The sequence below is a fragment of the Streptacidiphilus jeojiensis genome (genome assembly GCF_042510965.1).
GTDB classification, from domain to species: Bacteria; Actinomycetota; Actinomycetes; order Streptomycetales; family Streptomycetaceae; genus Streptacidiphilus; species Streptacidiphilus jeojiensis.
Genome location: NZ_JBEUKS010000002.1, coordinates 123,676 through 137,681 on the forward strand (window position 1 = coordinate 123,676; position 14,006 = coordinate 137,681).

Below are 14,006 nucleotides of genomic sequence, written 5' to 3' on the forward strand. Positions count from 1 at the left end.
CCAGCGGGCCGCGGCTCAGCCGCTGACCAGCTTCAGCACGTAGAACTGCTGCTGGTCGAAGACCGTCTGGTAGACCGTGCCCGGGTGCAGCCCCTCGACGTACCCGGGCACGTCGGTCGGGGCGCTGGGGGACCAGCCGTAGGACATGTCCAGGGCCACGTACTGCGGCGGCGAGGTCTTGTCGCCGCCGACCCAGTACAGCTGGGTGCGCCCGGCCAGATGGGCCATCAGCGTCACATTGGCCTCGACGGTCACCCCGTCCGGGACGGCCGCCGTGGCCTGCTGCAGCATGGCGATCCGGTCGCTGGAGGCATAGGTGGACGGGGACAGCACATTGGAGGCGGGGAGGTTCATGGTGATGCACAGCGCCGCCGCGATCCCGGTCACCGCCGGGACGACGGCCCGACCCGCGTAGGCGCGCAGCCACTCCCAGGGGCCTGACTCCTCCGACCGCCGGATCGCGTCCACCAGGGCCAGGAAGAGGATCGGCATCAGCACCGCGCTGTAGTGCCAGTCCATGCCCCAGTAGGCGTCGTTGGACGAGGTGAACCGCCACAGCAGGGTCGGCAGCGCGATCAGCACCAGCGGCGAGCGCAGCGCCAGGAAGCCGGTGATCGCGATCAGATAGCCCAGGGTGTGCAGCTTCACGTCCGGCGAGAACAGGCTGTGCAGTAGCCCGAACGGCGCGGTGAACAGCTCGTGGGTGGGGGAGTCGCCGGGCAGCTTGGACATGTAGTCGTACTGTCCGGTCGGGTTGAAGTGCGGGATCACCAGGTAGACGGTGATCACCAGCATCGCCGCGCCGTAGACGGTGAGCAGCGCGCCGATCATCCGCTGCCGCAGCAGCACCAGCACGATGCCGATCGCCGCGACGGTCAGCCCCATGTCCTCCTTGACCAGCACCAGCGGCAGCGCCCAGAACGCGGCCGGGTACCAGCGCTTCAGCACGATGTTGCGCAGCACCAGGGCCAGCAGCGGCACGCCGAAGGCGATCTCGTGGAAGTCGAAGTCGACGGCCCGCTGGAGTCCCCAGGACAGCCCGTAGGCGATGCCGACGCACAGGCCCTTGGCCCGCGTGGTCAGCTTCGCCGCGGTGTCCGACACGATGGTGACCGAGCCGGCGAACAGCGCGGCCTGGGCGACGAGCAGGGTGACCGGGCTGGGGAAGACCCGGTAGAAGGGCGCCAGCAGCGCCAGGATCGGGCTGAAGTGGTCGCCGAGGATGTTGTAGCCGGCGCCCTTTATGGTGACGATCGGCGCCTGGAGGTGGGCGTAGTCCCTGACCTCCTGGACGAAGATCGCGGTGTCCCAGGACATCGAGGCGAAGTGCGTGTACCTGACTATCGAGATCGCACAGTATCCGGCGAGGAAGACCAGTCCCAGCACCAGGTGCGGCACCGCCGAGCGCGGCGGCATCAGGCGCGGACGGCGGCGCGGGGTCCCGGCCGGAACGCCGATGTCCGCCTCGGGGGCATCGGTGTCAGTCGTCATGATCTCCCCTGCGGACGTACTCGAACCGGAGTGGAACGTGTGTGCCCAGAACGGTACAGGGGATCCATGTGCGGCCAGGAGACCGCAACAACGACTATTTGTCGGCGCCTGCGACGATGTCGGCCCCGGCGTCGGGCGTGGCGTCGGGCGTGGCGTCGGTTTGGGCATCAGCCCCGAGATCAGCCCCGGCATCGGACGTGGCGTCGTTCTCCGGGCGGATCATCCGCCACACCACCTCCAGCAGCAGCCCGGCGCCGACCGAGATGCCGACCCCGGTCCAGGGGTCGCGCCAGCCGATCAGGTCCAGCTGGAAGAAGGTCTGCAGCCAGGGCACCACCAGCACCAGCGCGAAGCCCCCGCCCATCGCCAGCACCAGCAGCACCCGCCACCAGGTGTAGGGCCTGGCAATGATCGCCAGCACCCACAGCGCGACCAGGAACAGCGTCAGCGTGGTGCTGCTGGTGTCCGCGACCTGCCCGGTCGCATGGTCGGCCCGGGCCAGCAGGTAGCAGGTGAACGAGGCCGTCCCGGCGATCAGCCCGGCCGGCACCGCGAACCGCAGCACCCGCCGGACGAAGCCCGGCCTGGCCCGTTCGTTGTTGGGCGCCAGCGCCAGGAAGAAGCCGGGCACCCCGATGGTCAGCGCGCTGAGCACGGTGGAGTGCCGCGGCAGGAACGGGTACGGCACCCGGCAGATGATCACGGCGAGCGCCAGCAGCACCGAGTAGACCGTCTTCACCAGGAACAGGTTGGCCACCCGCTCGATGTTGCCGATCACCCGGCGGCCCTCGCCGACCACCTGCGGCAGCGTGGAGAAGCGGTTGTCCAGCAGCACGATCTGGGCCACCGCGCGGGTCGCCTCGCTGCCCGCGCCCATCGCCACGCCGATGTCGGCGTCCTTGAGCGCCAGCACGTCGTTGACGCCGTCGCCGGTCATCGCCACGTGGTGGCCGCGGGACTGCAGCGCGCCCACCATGTCCCGTTTCTGCTGGGGAGTCACCCGGCCGAAGACGGAGTGCTTCTCGACGACCTCGGCGAGCAGCGCCAGGTCGGTGGGCAGGGTCCTGGCGTCCACCGGGTCCTCGGCCCCGGGCAGCCCCAGCGAGGCGGCGACGGCGCCGACCGACACCGCGTTGTCGCCGGAGATCACCTTGGCGGCGACGTTCTGCTGCCGGAAGTAGGCCAGGGTCTGCGCCGCGTCCGGGCGCACCCGCTGTCGCAGCGCCAGCAGCGCCACCGGCACCAGCCCTGCCGCCGGGTCGGGCGCGTCCAACGGGGTCTCCGACCGTCCCAGCAGCAGCACCCGCAGGCCCTGCTCACCCAGCGCGTCCACCTCGGCGAGGGCCGGGTGGCCGGCCGGCAACAGCACGTCGGGGGCGCCCAGCAGCCAGGTCGCCTCCTCGCCGGCCGGCTCCTGCAGCACCGCCCCGGACCACTTGCGGGCCGAGGAGAAGGGAGCAGCCTGCAGCAGCCGCCAGCCCTCACCGACCGGATAGCTGTCGATGATCGCCTGCAGGCTGGCGTTGGGCCGGGGGTCGGCGGTGCCCAGGATGCCGAGCACCCGCTCGGTCCGGCCCCGGTCCGCATCGCCGAGCGGACGCAGCTCGGCGACGTCCATGCCGCCCTCGGTGAGGGTGCCGGTCTTGTCCAGGCAGACGGTGTCCACCCGGGCCAGCCCCTCGATCGCGGGCAGCTCCTGGACCAGGCACTGCCGCCGCCCCAGCCGGATCACCCCGATGGCGAAGGCCATGGAGGTCAGCAGCACCAGGCCCTCCGGGACCATCGGCACGATCCCGGCGACCATCCGGCGCACCGCCTCGGCGACGTCCTGCTTGTTGACGTACAGCTGGCTGAGGATCAGTCCGATCGCGGTGGGGATCAGCAGCCAGGTGATGTAGCGCAGGATGGTGTCGATGCCGCTGCGCAGTTCGGAGGAGACCAGGGTGAACCGGCTGGCCTCCTCGGCGAGCTGGGCCGCGTAGGCCTCGCGGCCGACCTTGGTGGTGGTGAAGGCACCTGACCCGGCGACCACGAAGCTGCCGGAGAGCACCGGGTCGCCCGGGTGCTTCAGCACCGGGTCGGCCTCACCGGTGAGCAGCGACTCGTCCACCTCCAGCGCGTCGGCCTCGCTGATCCGGCCGTCCACGGTGACCCGGTCGCCGGATCCCAGCTCGACCAGGTCGCCGAGGACGATCTCGGCATTGGTCAGCTCCCGGCTCGCGCCGTCCCGGCGGACCCTGGGGTGCGACTCGCCGACCACGGCGAGGTTGTCCAGGGTGCGCTTGGCGCGCAGCTCCTGGATGATCCCGATGCCGGTGTTGGCCACGATGATGAAGCCGAACAGCGCGTCCTGGACCGGCCCCACCGTCATGATCACCACGAACAGGGTGCCGATGATGGCGTTGAACCGGGTGAGCACATTGGCCCGGACGATCTCGGCGGTGGAGCGGCTGGACCGCACCGGGACGTCGTTGACCTCGCCGCGGGAGACCCGCTCGGCGACCTCGGCGGAGCTGAGCCCTGTCGCGCGTTCGGCCGCTGCAGTCATGGTCCCGACCCTAGACGCCGGGGTGCGCGGACGCCGCCGGACCTACTCCGCCCGGGAAGCCTCCGCCGCGGCGCCGCCGGCGCCGTCGGATCCCCCGGCCGCCTGCGAGCGGCGGATCGCGTCGCGGCGGGCGCGGCAGTACCAGATGCCGATCAGCCCCAGGCCGAAGCCGGCCAGGCAGGTCCACAGCCACTTGGTGTCGCCGTGGTCCGAGAGCCAGCCGTGGAACGGCAGCAGCACGACGAAGCCGACCAGCCACACCACGGTGCCACCGGTCACGATGGCGACGTCGTTGGCCTCCATGGGCGGCGCCGAGGGCAGCTTGGTCGTCTTCACGGGGACAAGCGTACGGGGGGCCGTCACGGGGGACGGATGACACCCCCGTTCGGCCGATCTTTGGAGGAAAGTACAGTCTACGCGCGCAGATGGCCACATCGGTTTATGCAATTCATACTGGCCATTCCGGATCGAACGGTGAGTCTTCTTGACGTTTCGTACTCCGACTTTGATCGATCAGCACCTGCTGAGTCATCCGCTCCGCTGCTGAGTTCAGCACTTGCAAAAGGAACAGCGCATGTCATCCGTGGCCCCCCCGGCCAACGCCGTCGACCGCTTCTTCAAGGTCAGCGAGCGAGGCTCGTCCTTCGCCCGGGAGATCCGCGGCGGTGCCGCGACCTTCTTCACGATGGCGTACATCATCGTGTTGAACCCGATCATCCTGTCCTCGGCCACGGACAAGTTCGGCCACCACCTGAACGGCGGTCAGCTGGTCACCGCGACCGTGATCACCGCGGCGTTCACCACCCTGCTGATGGGTGTCATCGGCAACATCCCGCTGGCGCTGGCCGCCGGCCTGGGCACCAACAGCATCGTCGCGCTGCAGCTCGCCCCCAAGATGAGCTGGCCCGACGCCATGGGCATGGTGGTGCTGGCCGGTCTGGCGATCATGCTGCTGGTCGCCACCGGGCTGCGCGAGCGGGTGATGAACGCCGTCCCGCTGGGCCTGCGGAAGTCCATTGCCATCGGCATCGGCCTGTTCATCGCGCTGATCGGCCTGGTCGACGGCGGCTTCGTCACCCGCATCCCGGACGCCGCGCAGACCACCGTGCCGCTGCAGCTCGGCAACGACGGCCACCTCAACGGCTGGCCGGTGCTGGTCTTCGTGGTCGCCGCGCTGCTCACCCTGGTGCTGATGGCCCGCAAGGTCCCCGGCGCCATCCTGATCAGCATCGTCGCCGCCACCGTGCTGGCCGTCATCCTGGACAAGGCCGCGCACATCCCGGCCGCCAACTGGGGCCTGACCGTCCCGGAGATCCCGCACCACATCGTCTCCACCCCGGACTTCGGCCTGATCGGCAAGGTCAGCCTGTTCGGCGGCTTCCACCAGGTGGGCATCCTCACCGGGATCCTCTTCGTCTTCACGGTGCTGCTGTCCTGCTTCTTCGACGCGATGGGCACCATCCTCGGCGTCAGCGACGAGGCGCACCTGCTGGACGACAACGGCAACCTGCCCGGCATGAACAAGGTGCTGATGGTGGACGGCATCGCCACCGCCATCGGCGGCGCGACCTCCAGCTCCGCCAACACCTGCTTCGTGGAGTCCACCGCCGGCGTCGGCGAGGGCGCCCGCACCGGCCTGGCCTCCGTCGTCACCGGCCTGTTCTTCGTGGTGGCGCTCTTCCTCACCCCGCTGGCGACCATGGTCCCGACCCAGGCGGCCACCCCGGTGCTGGTCGTGGTCGGCTTCCTGATCCTCTCCAACGGGATCAGGGACATCGACTGGTCCGACTTCACCCTCGCCGTCCCGGCGTTCCTGACCATGGTGATCATGCCGTTCACCTACTCGATCACCAACGGGATCGGCATAGGGTTCCTGGTCTTCTGCATCCTCAAGATCGCCACCGGCCGGGTCCGCGAGGTGCCCGTCCCGCTCTACGTGGTCGCGGCGGTCTTCGCCTTCTACTACCTGATGCCGGCCCTCGGCCTGGGGCAGTAGCCCCCGGAGGTACGCACGGCCCCCGTTCCCGCTACCGGGAGCGGGGGCCGCTGCGCATGCGGTGATCCGATAACCTGCCCGCCTCTAAGGGGGGTTCGTTGACCACTGAACCAGAAGAGCCGACCTCGGCACCCGCTCCGGCCCCGGATGCGGATGCGGCGGTGACGCCGTCGTCGCCGGTATTGCCGGCGCCGGCTGTGCAACCCGCGCAGGCCGTGCAACCCGCACAACCCGTACAGCCTCTACCGCCGATGCAGCCCTACGCCCCCGGGCAGCCGCCGCCCGGCTTCGCCCCGCCCCCGTACTACTGGGGCGACGTCGCCTGGCAGGTGCCTCCGCGTCCGCAGCCCACCGGGGTGAACGGGCAGGCGATAGCCTCATTCGTGCTGGGTCTCTTCGCCGTCGTCCCCGCCGGCGTGGTCTTCGGCATAGTCGCCCTGGTCCGGATCGGCCGGACCCGGCAGCGGGGCAAGGGCCTGGCCGTCGCTGGTCTGGTGCTCTCCGGGCTGTGGCTGCTGACCGCCATGGGCGGGGTGATCGCCGCGGCGGCCTTCTACCAGTCCGGCCACGTCGTGGCCTCGGGGGTGTCCGGCTCCGGAGCCCGACCGGTGTCCGCGCTCCCGTCGTGGACCTGCTTCAACCAGCCTGCGGGGTCCACCACGCTGCTGGTTCCCGTGGTCCCGTGCGCCGGGGTCCATGACCGCCAGCTGATCGCAAAGATCGATCTCGGTGGGTCGTCGTCCTATCCGGGCCTCGACGCCGTCCGACAGCGGGCCTGGATCGCCTGCATCCGCGCGGCGTACGCAGCGTTCACGGATCCGCTCGGGGCCACCGAGGTGGCCGCCATCACTCCCTACTACCCGGAGCAGTCCTCCTGGGACGACGGGGACACCCAGGCGTGGTGCGCCTTGAAGGCGCCCTACAGCGGTCAGCTCACCGGTGACCTCCGTCAGTCGGCGTCGCACTACACCGCCGTCCAGCAGAGCTTTCTGCAGCTGGTCGATCCGGCGCTGATGCTGGCCGACGAGGTCCGTGCCACGCTCCCGTCACAGTGGGCGGACGGGACGGTCCTGGCCACCCGGCTCGGCGACGCCGATCGCGACCAGGCCCGTGAGCTCACCTCCTCCACCGTCTTCACCGGCAGTTTCATGAAGGGCGTCGCGGCGGCCCTGGCCAAGGACGATCTGGAGCAGGCGGCGCAGGCCGACCGGCTGGCCGCGGCGGACACCCAGTCCGCATGGACCTCTGCGATAGCGGCCCTGGACGCGGCCGACCTCTCCAGCGACCTGGCGACCGCACGGATGAACCTGGGCCTGCACGGCTGAATACGTGCCCTCTGCAATAGATTTTACTTAGGCTCGGTAATGAGTTAACCTAACAATCATGCCCGAGCTCTCCGAGAGCGACGCCGCAGCGGTCAGCACGCTGCGGTCCGCCGTGATGCGACTCTCCCGCCGCCTGCGCAACCAGCGCGTCGAGGAGTCGCTGACGCCCACCGAGATGCAGGTGTTGGCGACTCTCGCCCGCTGCGGCAGCGCGTCCCCGGGCGAGCTGGCGCGCAAGGAGCACGTCCAGCCGCCGTCGATGACCCGGATCATCGCGATGCTGGAGGAGAAGGGCCTGGTGCGGAGGGAGCCGCACCCCGACGACCGTCGACAGGTCGTCGTCAGCAGCACCGAGCAGGCCGAGAGCATCCTCGACCAGAGCCGGGCCAAGCGGGATGCGTGGCTCGCCGACCTCGCCGGGGAGCTCAGCGAGGAGGAGTGGGCGGTGCTGCGCGCCGCCGCTCCGGTACTGGAGCGCCTCGCACAGCTCTGACGCCGCATCCGACAGAACCTGATCATTCGTTACCAGCCAGGGGACAAGCTATTGCCTGCACAGACCGGAGCCACCACAGCGAACATCCGTACCACTGACATCAGCAGCACCAGCACCACCACCGCCAACGCGGTCAGCCTCGCCACCGAGGCGGACGCCGCCGAGGAGACCCCGATGCAGTCCCTCGTCGTCCCCGTCGACGACGACCCCGACGAACGCACCGGCTCCGGCAGTACCGGCACCGCGAACAGGGCCGCGAAGAGCGGGATGTTCTCCGCCCTGAAGAACCGCAACTACCGGTACTTCTTCATCGGCCAGGTCGTCTCCAACTCGGGCACCTGGGTCCAGCGCATCGCCCAGGACTGGCTGGTCCTCAGCATCACCGGCAGCGCCTTCGCCGTCGGCGTCACCACCGCCATGCAGTTCCTGCCCATGCTGCTGTTCGGCCTCTTCGGCGGCGTCCTCGCCGACCGCTTCCCCAAGCGGCAGCTGCTCATCGCCACCCAGGGCGCGATGGGACTGCTGGCCGTGGGGCTGGCCGCGCTGACGCTCTCCGGCGTCATCCAGGTCTGGCACATCTACCTCTTCGCCTTCCTGCTCGGCCTGGTGACCGTGGTCGACAACCCGACCCGGCAGACCTTCGTGGTGGAGATGGTCGGCAAGAAGGACCTCGGCAACGCCGTCAGCCTGAACGCCGCCAACTTCCAGACCGCCCGGCTGATCGGCCCGGCCGTCGCCGGCGGTCTGATGGCCGCGGTCGGCGCCGGCTACGCCTTCGCGGTCAACGCGCTCTCCTTCGGCGCGGTCATCCTCGGCCTGCTCGCGATGCGCGCCTCCGAGCTGCACCGCACCCCGCGACTGCCGCGTGAGAAGGGGCAGTTGAAGGAGGGGCTGCGCTACGTCGCCGGACGCCCCGACCTGATCTGGCCGATCGTCCTGGTCGGCTTCATCGGCACCTTCGGGTTCAACTTCGCGACCATCCTGTCCGCGTTCGCGTACTCGGTCTTCCATGTCGGACCCGGGCTGTACGGTCTGCTCAACACGGCGATGGCCGTCGGTTCGCTGGCCGGCGCGCTGGTGGCCGCCCGGCGCAGCAGGCCACGGCTGCGGCTGCTGGTGGTCGCCGCGCTGGTCTTCGGCCTGCTGGAGGCGGTGTCGGCGGTCTCGCCGTCGTACTGGATCTTCGCGGGGCTGCTGACCCTGGTCGGCCTGTTCGGCATGACCACCAACACGGCGGCCAACTCGCTGATCCAGCTGCGTACCGACCCGGCGATGCGGGGCCGGGTGATGAGCCTCTACATGATGGTCTTCGCGGGCGGGACGCCGCTGGGCGCGCCGCTGGTGGGCTGGGTCACCGAGCAGTTCGGCCCCAGGATCGGGCTGCTGGCCTGCGGTCTGGTCTCGGCGGCCGCCGCGGCCGGGATCGGCCTGGTGCTGGCCCGGATCGGCAATCTGCGGGTCCAGCTGGACCTGCACCGCGGCCCGGAGCACCAGCTGATCACCTTCGTGCCGCGGCAGGCGCCGAAGGTCGTCGTGGCGGCCTGAGGCCGAGCCCGGCCGGATGGGGCCGGCGCGGCGTCGCTGCGGATCGGGAATCTGTCCACCGAATCGGGACAGATTCCCCATCCGCAGCCCCGGCGGCCGGTGCGGCTGTCCGGTCCCCGCGGGTTCAGTCCAGCCGCTGCGCCAGCAGCATCCCCGGCCAGTCGGGCAGCCCCTCCCGGGCGACGTCGAACGGCTCCACCTCGGTGAAGCCCTGGCTGCGGTAGTAGGCCACGAGCTTCCCGTCGTCCCCGGCGTAGCAGTCCACCCGCAGCAGGTGCAGGCCCTGGCGCAGGGCCTCCGCCCGCGCGGCGTCCAGCAGCGCACCGCCGACCCGACGGCCCTTGAAGCGGCGCTCGGTCGCCAGCAGGTTGACGTACAGCTCCGGTTCGCCGGCCGGGCGGACATAGGGCTGGGCCTCGCCGGACACCGAGACCACGCCGACGACCTCCCCGTCCAGCACCGCGACCCGGGCCTCACCGCGGGCGATCCGTCCGCCCATCCGGTCCACCAGGGCCGGTCGGGTGGACCAGGGCTCGGTGCCCCACTGGCCGGTGCGGCCCTGGGCGACCAGCCACTCCACCGTCCCGTCCAGGATCTTCAGTACGGGGTGGAGGTCGTCGGATCCAGCAAGTCGTATCTCCATACGATCTTTGTACCCGTCAGCCCTTTCCCGGGAGAAGGCCGTGGCCGAGACTGCCCGCATGAGACTCTTCGCCGCTGTCGTGCCGCCCCCGGCGGCGGTCCGCGAGCTGGCCGCCGCCGTCGCGCCGCTGCACGCGCTGCCGCAGGCAGCCGGCCTGCGCTGGACCGGCGAGCCGACCTGGCACCTCACCCTGGCCTTCCTCGGCCAGGTCGACGCCGAGGACCTGGGGCCGCTGCGCACCCGCCTGGACGCCGCCGCGGCCACCGTCGCCCGGACGCCCCGGCTACGGCTGGCCGGCAGCGGCCGCTTCGGCGAACGCGCGCTGTGGGCCGGCGTCGAGGGGGACACCCTGCCGCTGCGCCGGCTCGCGGAGGAGGTCGCGACGGCGGCCCGGGACACCGGCATCGATGTCGACGAGCGCCCGTTCCGGGGCCACCTCACCCTGGCCCGGGCCGGCGGCCGCAGCGGTCCGCCCACGGCGGCGGGCAGGGGCCTGCCCGCACTGGCCGGCGCGCTCGCCGACTTCGCCGGAACGGAGTGGCCGGCCACCTCGCTGAAGCTGATGCGCAGTCACCTGGGCACCGGGGCCGCGCACTACGAGACGGTGGCCGATTGGGCCCTGGGTTCGGCGGGTGCGGTCGCCGACGGGTCGTAGCCGGCAGCGGGCGCCTCGTGGTCGGCAGCCGGTACCGGCGGCAGGGCCGGTACCGCCGCCGGGACCAGCAGCCGACGGGTGGTCAGCAGCAGCACCGCCCCTGCCGTGATCCCGCCGACGGCGATGACCGCGGCGGTGCGCAGCGAGCCGCCGACGAACGCCCCGGAGACGGCCGAGCCGAGGGCGTTGCCGGTCGCGAACAGGGTGACCAGCCAGGCGAACGCCTCGGTGGTGGTCCCGGCCGGTGCCAGCTCGGCGATCAGCAGGAAGGCGGCGGCGAGCAGCGGGGCGAGGCCCAGTCCGGAGACGAAGGCCGCCACCCCCATCCACCCCGGGGCGGGCACCAGCAGCAGCGGCAGGTAGCAGAGCGCCATGCCGCCGGCCAGCGCCCAGGTCCGGGTGGAGGTCGGCGCCTTCCAGCGGACCGCGCCGTAGCCGAGGGCGCCCAGCAGCCCGGCGAGCGCGGCCAGCGCGAGCAGGGCGCCGGCGCCGCCGGGGATGCCGGGGTGCTCCTGGGCGTAGGCGACGAAGAGGATGTTCTGCGCGCCGATGGCCCAGCCGGTCCCGGCGAAGGCGACCAGTAGCAGCACCAGCCCGGGGGAGCGCAGCGGCCCCAGCCAGCCGGCGCCCGCGCCGGGCGCGCGCACCGGTGCCCGCCAGGCGCGGGCCGGTGCGGAGGTCGCCACGGTCACGGTGCCGAGCAGCCCGAGCCCGGCTGCCAGCCACAGCGCGACCGACGGGCTGCCGAAGGCGGCGACCCCGGCCACCAGCAGCGGCCCGGCGACATAGAGGATCTGCTGGGCGGCGGAGTCCAGCGCGTACGCGGTCTCCAGTGCGGCCGGGGCGACGATGTCGGGCCACAGCGACCGCAGGCACGGCTCCAGCGGCGGCATGGCGAGCCCGGCCAGCGCGGCGCCGGCCAGGGCGGCGGCGGGGTTGCCGGGGGCGACCGCCAGCGCGGCGTAGCCGCAGGCGGCGAAGCAGGCGGAGACCAGCAGCACCCGCGGCTGCCCGGCCCGGTCCACCAGCCGACCCAGAACCGGACCGCCGACGGCGGCTGCGACCGCGTACGCGGCGGTGGTCAGCCCGATCCTGGCGTAGGGCGCACCCGCGGCGTGCAGGGCCAGCGCGATGGCGACGACGGTCATCCCGGCGGGAAGCCGGCCGGTGAGGGTCCCCAGCAGCAGCCGGGCGACCCGGGGGCTGCGCAGGACGGTCAGGTAGCCCACAGCGGGTGTTCTCCTCGGGCAGGGGGATGGCTCCGTCCCTCAAAGTTATACGTATAACTGCGCCCAGGGCAAAAGCCTCTTGCAGGTCGATCCGGGGTCCTTCCCGTCCATACCTCAAAGCAGGGCTTTGAGTAAGAGAAAGTTTTGATGCTAAGGTCCCTTACATGAACGCCCCCGCCGCGCACCCGCACCACGTCCTGAGCCTCCGGCTCACGACGATGCTGCGTGCTGCCCGCGCGTGCGCCGGGGCCACGGTGGACGCGGCCGGCATGCAGGAGCTGCGTGCAGCATCCGCGTTCGCATGCGGCTGTATGCGGGCGTCGCGCCCGTCCCGTCCGCTGCTCGCCGGATAGGACCGCGCGCCGCCGCCTCCGTCCGTTCCCGTCCCACCCACGGCCCGCCCCGGCACCCCTGTTCCGAGACCGCCTGTCCCGAGCCGCACGGCCGCCCCGCCCCCGCACTGGAGCGCTCCCACCCATGTCATCGCCAGAGACCTCCGAGTCCGCGCAGTCCATATCCTTCCTCGGCCGGATCCGCCGCACCCCGTTCTGGGCCCAGATCCTGCTCGGCCTGGGCCTGGGCGTCGCCCTCGGCTTCGTCGCCCGTGAGGCCGAGGTGAGCTGGCTCACCACCACGCTCACCCAGATCGGCACCATCTTCGTCCAGCTGCTGAAGCTGGCCGTCCCGCCGCTGGTCTTCAGCGCGATCGTGATCTCGGTCGCCAACCTCCGGACCGTCAACAACGCAGCCAGGCTGGCCGCCCGGACCCTGATGTGGTTCGCCATCACCTCGCTGATCGCGGTCAGCATCGGCCTGCTCATCGGCGTCATCACCAACCCCGGCCACGGCACCGGGCTCACCGCGCACGACGGCTCCAAGCTGACCGACGTCACCGCCTCCTGGACCGACTTCCTCACCGGCCTGATCCCGACCAACATCGTCGACTCGTTCGTCCAGGTGAACGTCCTTCAGATCGTGTTCCTGGGCATCGTCTTCGGCGCCGCGCTGCTGAAGGTCGGCGAGAAGAAGGGCGAGCCCTTCCTCAAGCTCACCCAGTCTGTGCTCGACCTGGTGCAGACCGCACTGTGGTGGATCATCCGGCTCTCCCCGCTGGGCACCCTCGGCCTGATCGGTAAGTCCGTCGCCGTCTACGGCTGGAGCCTGCTCTCGCCGCTGGCGACCTTCACCGCGGACGTCTACGTCGGCTGCGCCATCGTGCTGTTCGGCGTCTACTCGCTGCTGCTGCGCTTCGTCGCCAAGGTCAACCCGCTGGACTTCTTCAAGGGCGCCTGGCCCGCGATCCAGCTCGCCTTCGTGTCCCGCTCCTCCGTCGGCACCATGCCGGTCACCCGTCGCGTCACCATCGACCTCGGCGTCCCGCGCGAGTACGCCTCGTTCGCGGTGCCGTTCGGCGCCACCACCAAGATGGACGGCTGCGCCGCGATCTACCCGTCGCTGGCGGCGATCTTCGTGGCCCAGGTCTACGGCATCCACCTCGGCATCGGTGACTACCTGCTGATCGCCTTCGTCTCGGTCATCGGCTCCGCCGCGACGGCCGGCCTCACCGGCGCCATCGTCATGCTGACCCTGACCCTCTCCACCCTCGGCCTCCCGCTGGAGGGAGTCGGCCTGCTGATCGCCATCGACCCGATCCTGGACATGATGAGGACGGCCACCAACGTCGCCGGGCAGGCCGTGGTCCCGATCCTGGTCGCCGCGCGCGAGGGCATCCTCGACCGCGAGAAGTTCAGCAGCGCCAAGGCGGAGTCGCTCTTCGACGAGGAGGACGCGCCGGCGGAGGAGCCGTCGCTCGTAGCTGTGTGATCTGAGCCGAGCCAGAGTGGCCCCCGACCCCAGCAGCGGGGGCGGGGGCCACGACTTTGCAGGGTCGCGTCGGTCAAGACGGTGGGCTGTCAGGCGTGATCAGGGTGCCCTACGATCCCGTCCTGTCACCCGAGTGCAACTCTCAACGTCGGAGGTCTCGATCAGCGGCACTGAACCGGAGGCCACGAGGCCGTTCCTGGCCTTTTTCCTCAAGCGGCCGCTGTTGGCGTTCTCCGCCTATGCGGCTGTGTTCGCTC

General features: G+C 71.0%; 11 protein-coding genes. 6 read left to right on the top strand and 5 right to left on the bottom strand.

Annotated features, from left to right (window positions below; translation table 11 throughout):
* Nucleotides 1–15 precede the first annotated feature (15 nt).
* From ABUW04_RS06510 to ABUW04_RS06520, 3 genes are all read right to left on the bottom strand, one after another.
* Nucleotides 16–1,491, bottom strand: a complete 1,476-nt coding sequence (locus ABUW04_RS06510) for a DUF2079 domain-containing protein (protein ID WP_380563532.1) — start codon at nt 1,489–1,491, stop codon at nt 16–18.
* Between the two features lie 94 nt (nt 1,492–1,585).
* Nucleotides 1,586–4,039: an HAD-IC family P-type ATPase gene (locus ABUW04_RS06515; protein ID WP_380563533.1), complete on the bottom strand. Its 2,454-nt coding sequence runs from the start codon at nt 4,037–4,039 to the stop codon at nt 1,586–1,588.
* Nucleotides 4,040–4,081: 42 nt separating this feature from the next.
* Nucleotides 4,082–4,375 (bottom strand): DUF2530 domain-containing protein, encoded by a 294-nt coding sequence (locus ABUW04_RS06520; RefSeq protein ID WP_380563534.1) that lies wholly within the window; start codon nt 4,373–4,375, stop codon nt 4,082–4,084.
* Nucleotides 4,376–4,613: 238 nt separating this feature from the next.
* Between ABUW04_RS06520 and ABUW04_RS06525 the strand changes: the two genes are divergently transcribed.
* From ABUW04_RS06525 to ABUW04_RS06540, 4 genes are all read left to right on the top strand, one after another.
* Nucleotides 4,614–6,035 carry an NCS2 family permease gene (locus ABUW04_RS06525; RefSeq protein WP_030261173.1) on the top strand — a complete coding sequence of 474 codons (1,422 nt, stop codon included), beginning with the start codon at nt 4,614–4,616 and terminating at the stop codon, nt 6,033–6,035.
* Nucleotides 6,036–6,286: 251 nt separating this feature from the next.
* Nucleotides 6,287–7,360: a DUF4190 domain-containing protein gene (locus tag ABUW04_RS06530; protein WP_380563535.1), complete on the top strand. Its 1,074-nt coding sequence runs from the start codon at nt 6,287–6,289 to the stop codon at nt 7,358–7,360.
* A 58-nt stretch (nt 7,361–7,418) separates the two neighbouring features.
* Entirely contained in the window at nt 7,419–7,853 is a 435-nt protein-coding gene (locus ABUW04_RS06535; protein WP_030261178.1) for a MarR family winged helix-turn-helix transcriptional regulator, read from the top strand.
* Between the two features lie 174 nt (nt 7,854–8,027).
* Complete coding sequence (locus ABUW04_RS06540; RefSeq protein ID WP_380563904.1) at nt 8,028–9,398, top strand: MFS transporter; 1,371 nt, start codon at nt 8,028–8,030, stop codon at nt 9,396–9,398.
* A 124-nt stretch (nt 9,399–9,522) separates the two neighbouring features.
* Here ABUW04_RS06540 and ABUW04_RS06545 read toward each other — a convergent pair whose 3' ends face one another.
* Complete coding sequence (locus tag ABUW04_RS06545; protein WP_380563536.1) at nt 9,523–10,041, bottom strand: GNAT family N-acetyltransferase; 519 nt, start codon at nt 10,039–10,041, stop codon at nt 9,523–9,525.
* 58 nt (nt 10,042–10,099) lie between these two features.
* On the opposite strand from ABUW04_RS06545, the gene thpR reads away from it, so the two are divergent.
* Nucleotides 10,100–10,696, top strand: a complete 597-nt coding sequence (gene thpR, locus ABUW04_RS06550; protein WP_380563537.1) for an RNA 2',3'-cyclic phosphodiesterase — start codon at nt 10,100–10,102, stop codon at nt 10,694–10,696.
* Here the strand turns inward: thpR and ABUW04_RS06555 are convergent.
* Entirely contained in the window at nt 10,636–11,925 is a 1,290-nt protein-coding gene (locus ABUW04_RS06555) for an MFS transporter (protein ID WP_380563538.1), read from the bottom strand. The genes thpR and ABUW04_RS06555 overlap by 61 nt on opposite strands.
* A gap of 477 nt (nt 11,926–12,402) precedes the next feature.
* Between ABUW04_RS06555 and ABUW04_RS06560 the strand changes: the two genes are divergently transcribed.
* Nucleotides 12,403–13,749, top strand: coding sequence for a dicarboxylate/amino acid:cation symporter (locus tag ABUW04_RS06560; RefSeq protein WP_030261191.1), 1,347 nt, complete (start codon nt 12,403–12,405; stop codon nt 13,747–13,749).
* The last annotated feature ends 257 nt before the right edge of the window (nt 13,750–14,006 follow it).

Excerpts from the sequence above, each read along its gene's own strand:
- ABUW04_RS06530 (WP_380563535.1), top strand. The coding sequence starts at position 6,287 with ATGCAGCCCTACGCCCCCGGGCAGCCGCCGCCCGGCTTCGCCCCGCCC.
- ABUW04_RS06535 (WP_030261178.1), top strand. The coding sequence starts at position 7,419 with ATGCCCGAGCTCTCCGAGAGCGACGCCGCAGCGGTCAGCACGCTGCGG.
- ABUW04_RS06540 (WP_380563904.1), top strand. The coding sequence starts at position 8,028 with ATGCAGTCCCTCGTCGTCCCCGTCGACGACGACCCCGACGAACGCACC.
- ABUW04_RS06510 (WP_380563532.1), bottom strand. The coding sequence starts at position 1,491 with ATGACGACTGACACCGATGCCCCCGAGGCGGACATCGGCGTTCCGGCC.
- ABUW04_RS06525 (WP_030261173.1), top strand. The coding sequence starts at position 4,614 with ATGTCATCCGTGGCCCCCCCGGCCAACGCCGTCGACCGCTTCTTCAAG.
- ABUW04_RS06560 (WP_030261191.1), top strand. The coding sequence starts at position 12,403 with ATGTCATCGCCAGAGACCTCCGAGTCCGCGCAGTCCATATCCTTCCTC.
- ABUW04_RS06545 (WP_380563536.1), bottom strand. The coding sequence starts at position 10,041 with ATGGAGATACGACTTGCTGGATCCGACGACCTCCACCCCGTACTGAAG.
- ABUW04_RS06515 (WP_380563533.1), bottom strand. The coding sequence starts at position 4,039 with ATGACTGCAGCGGCCGAACGCGCGACAGGGCTCAGCTCCGCCGAGGTC.
- thpR (WP_380563537.1), top strand. The coding sequence starts at position 10,100 with ATGAGACTCTTCGCCGCTGTCGTGCCGCCCCCGGCGGCGGTCCGCGAG.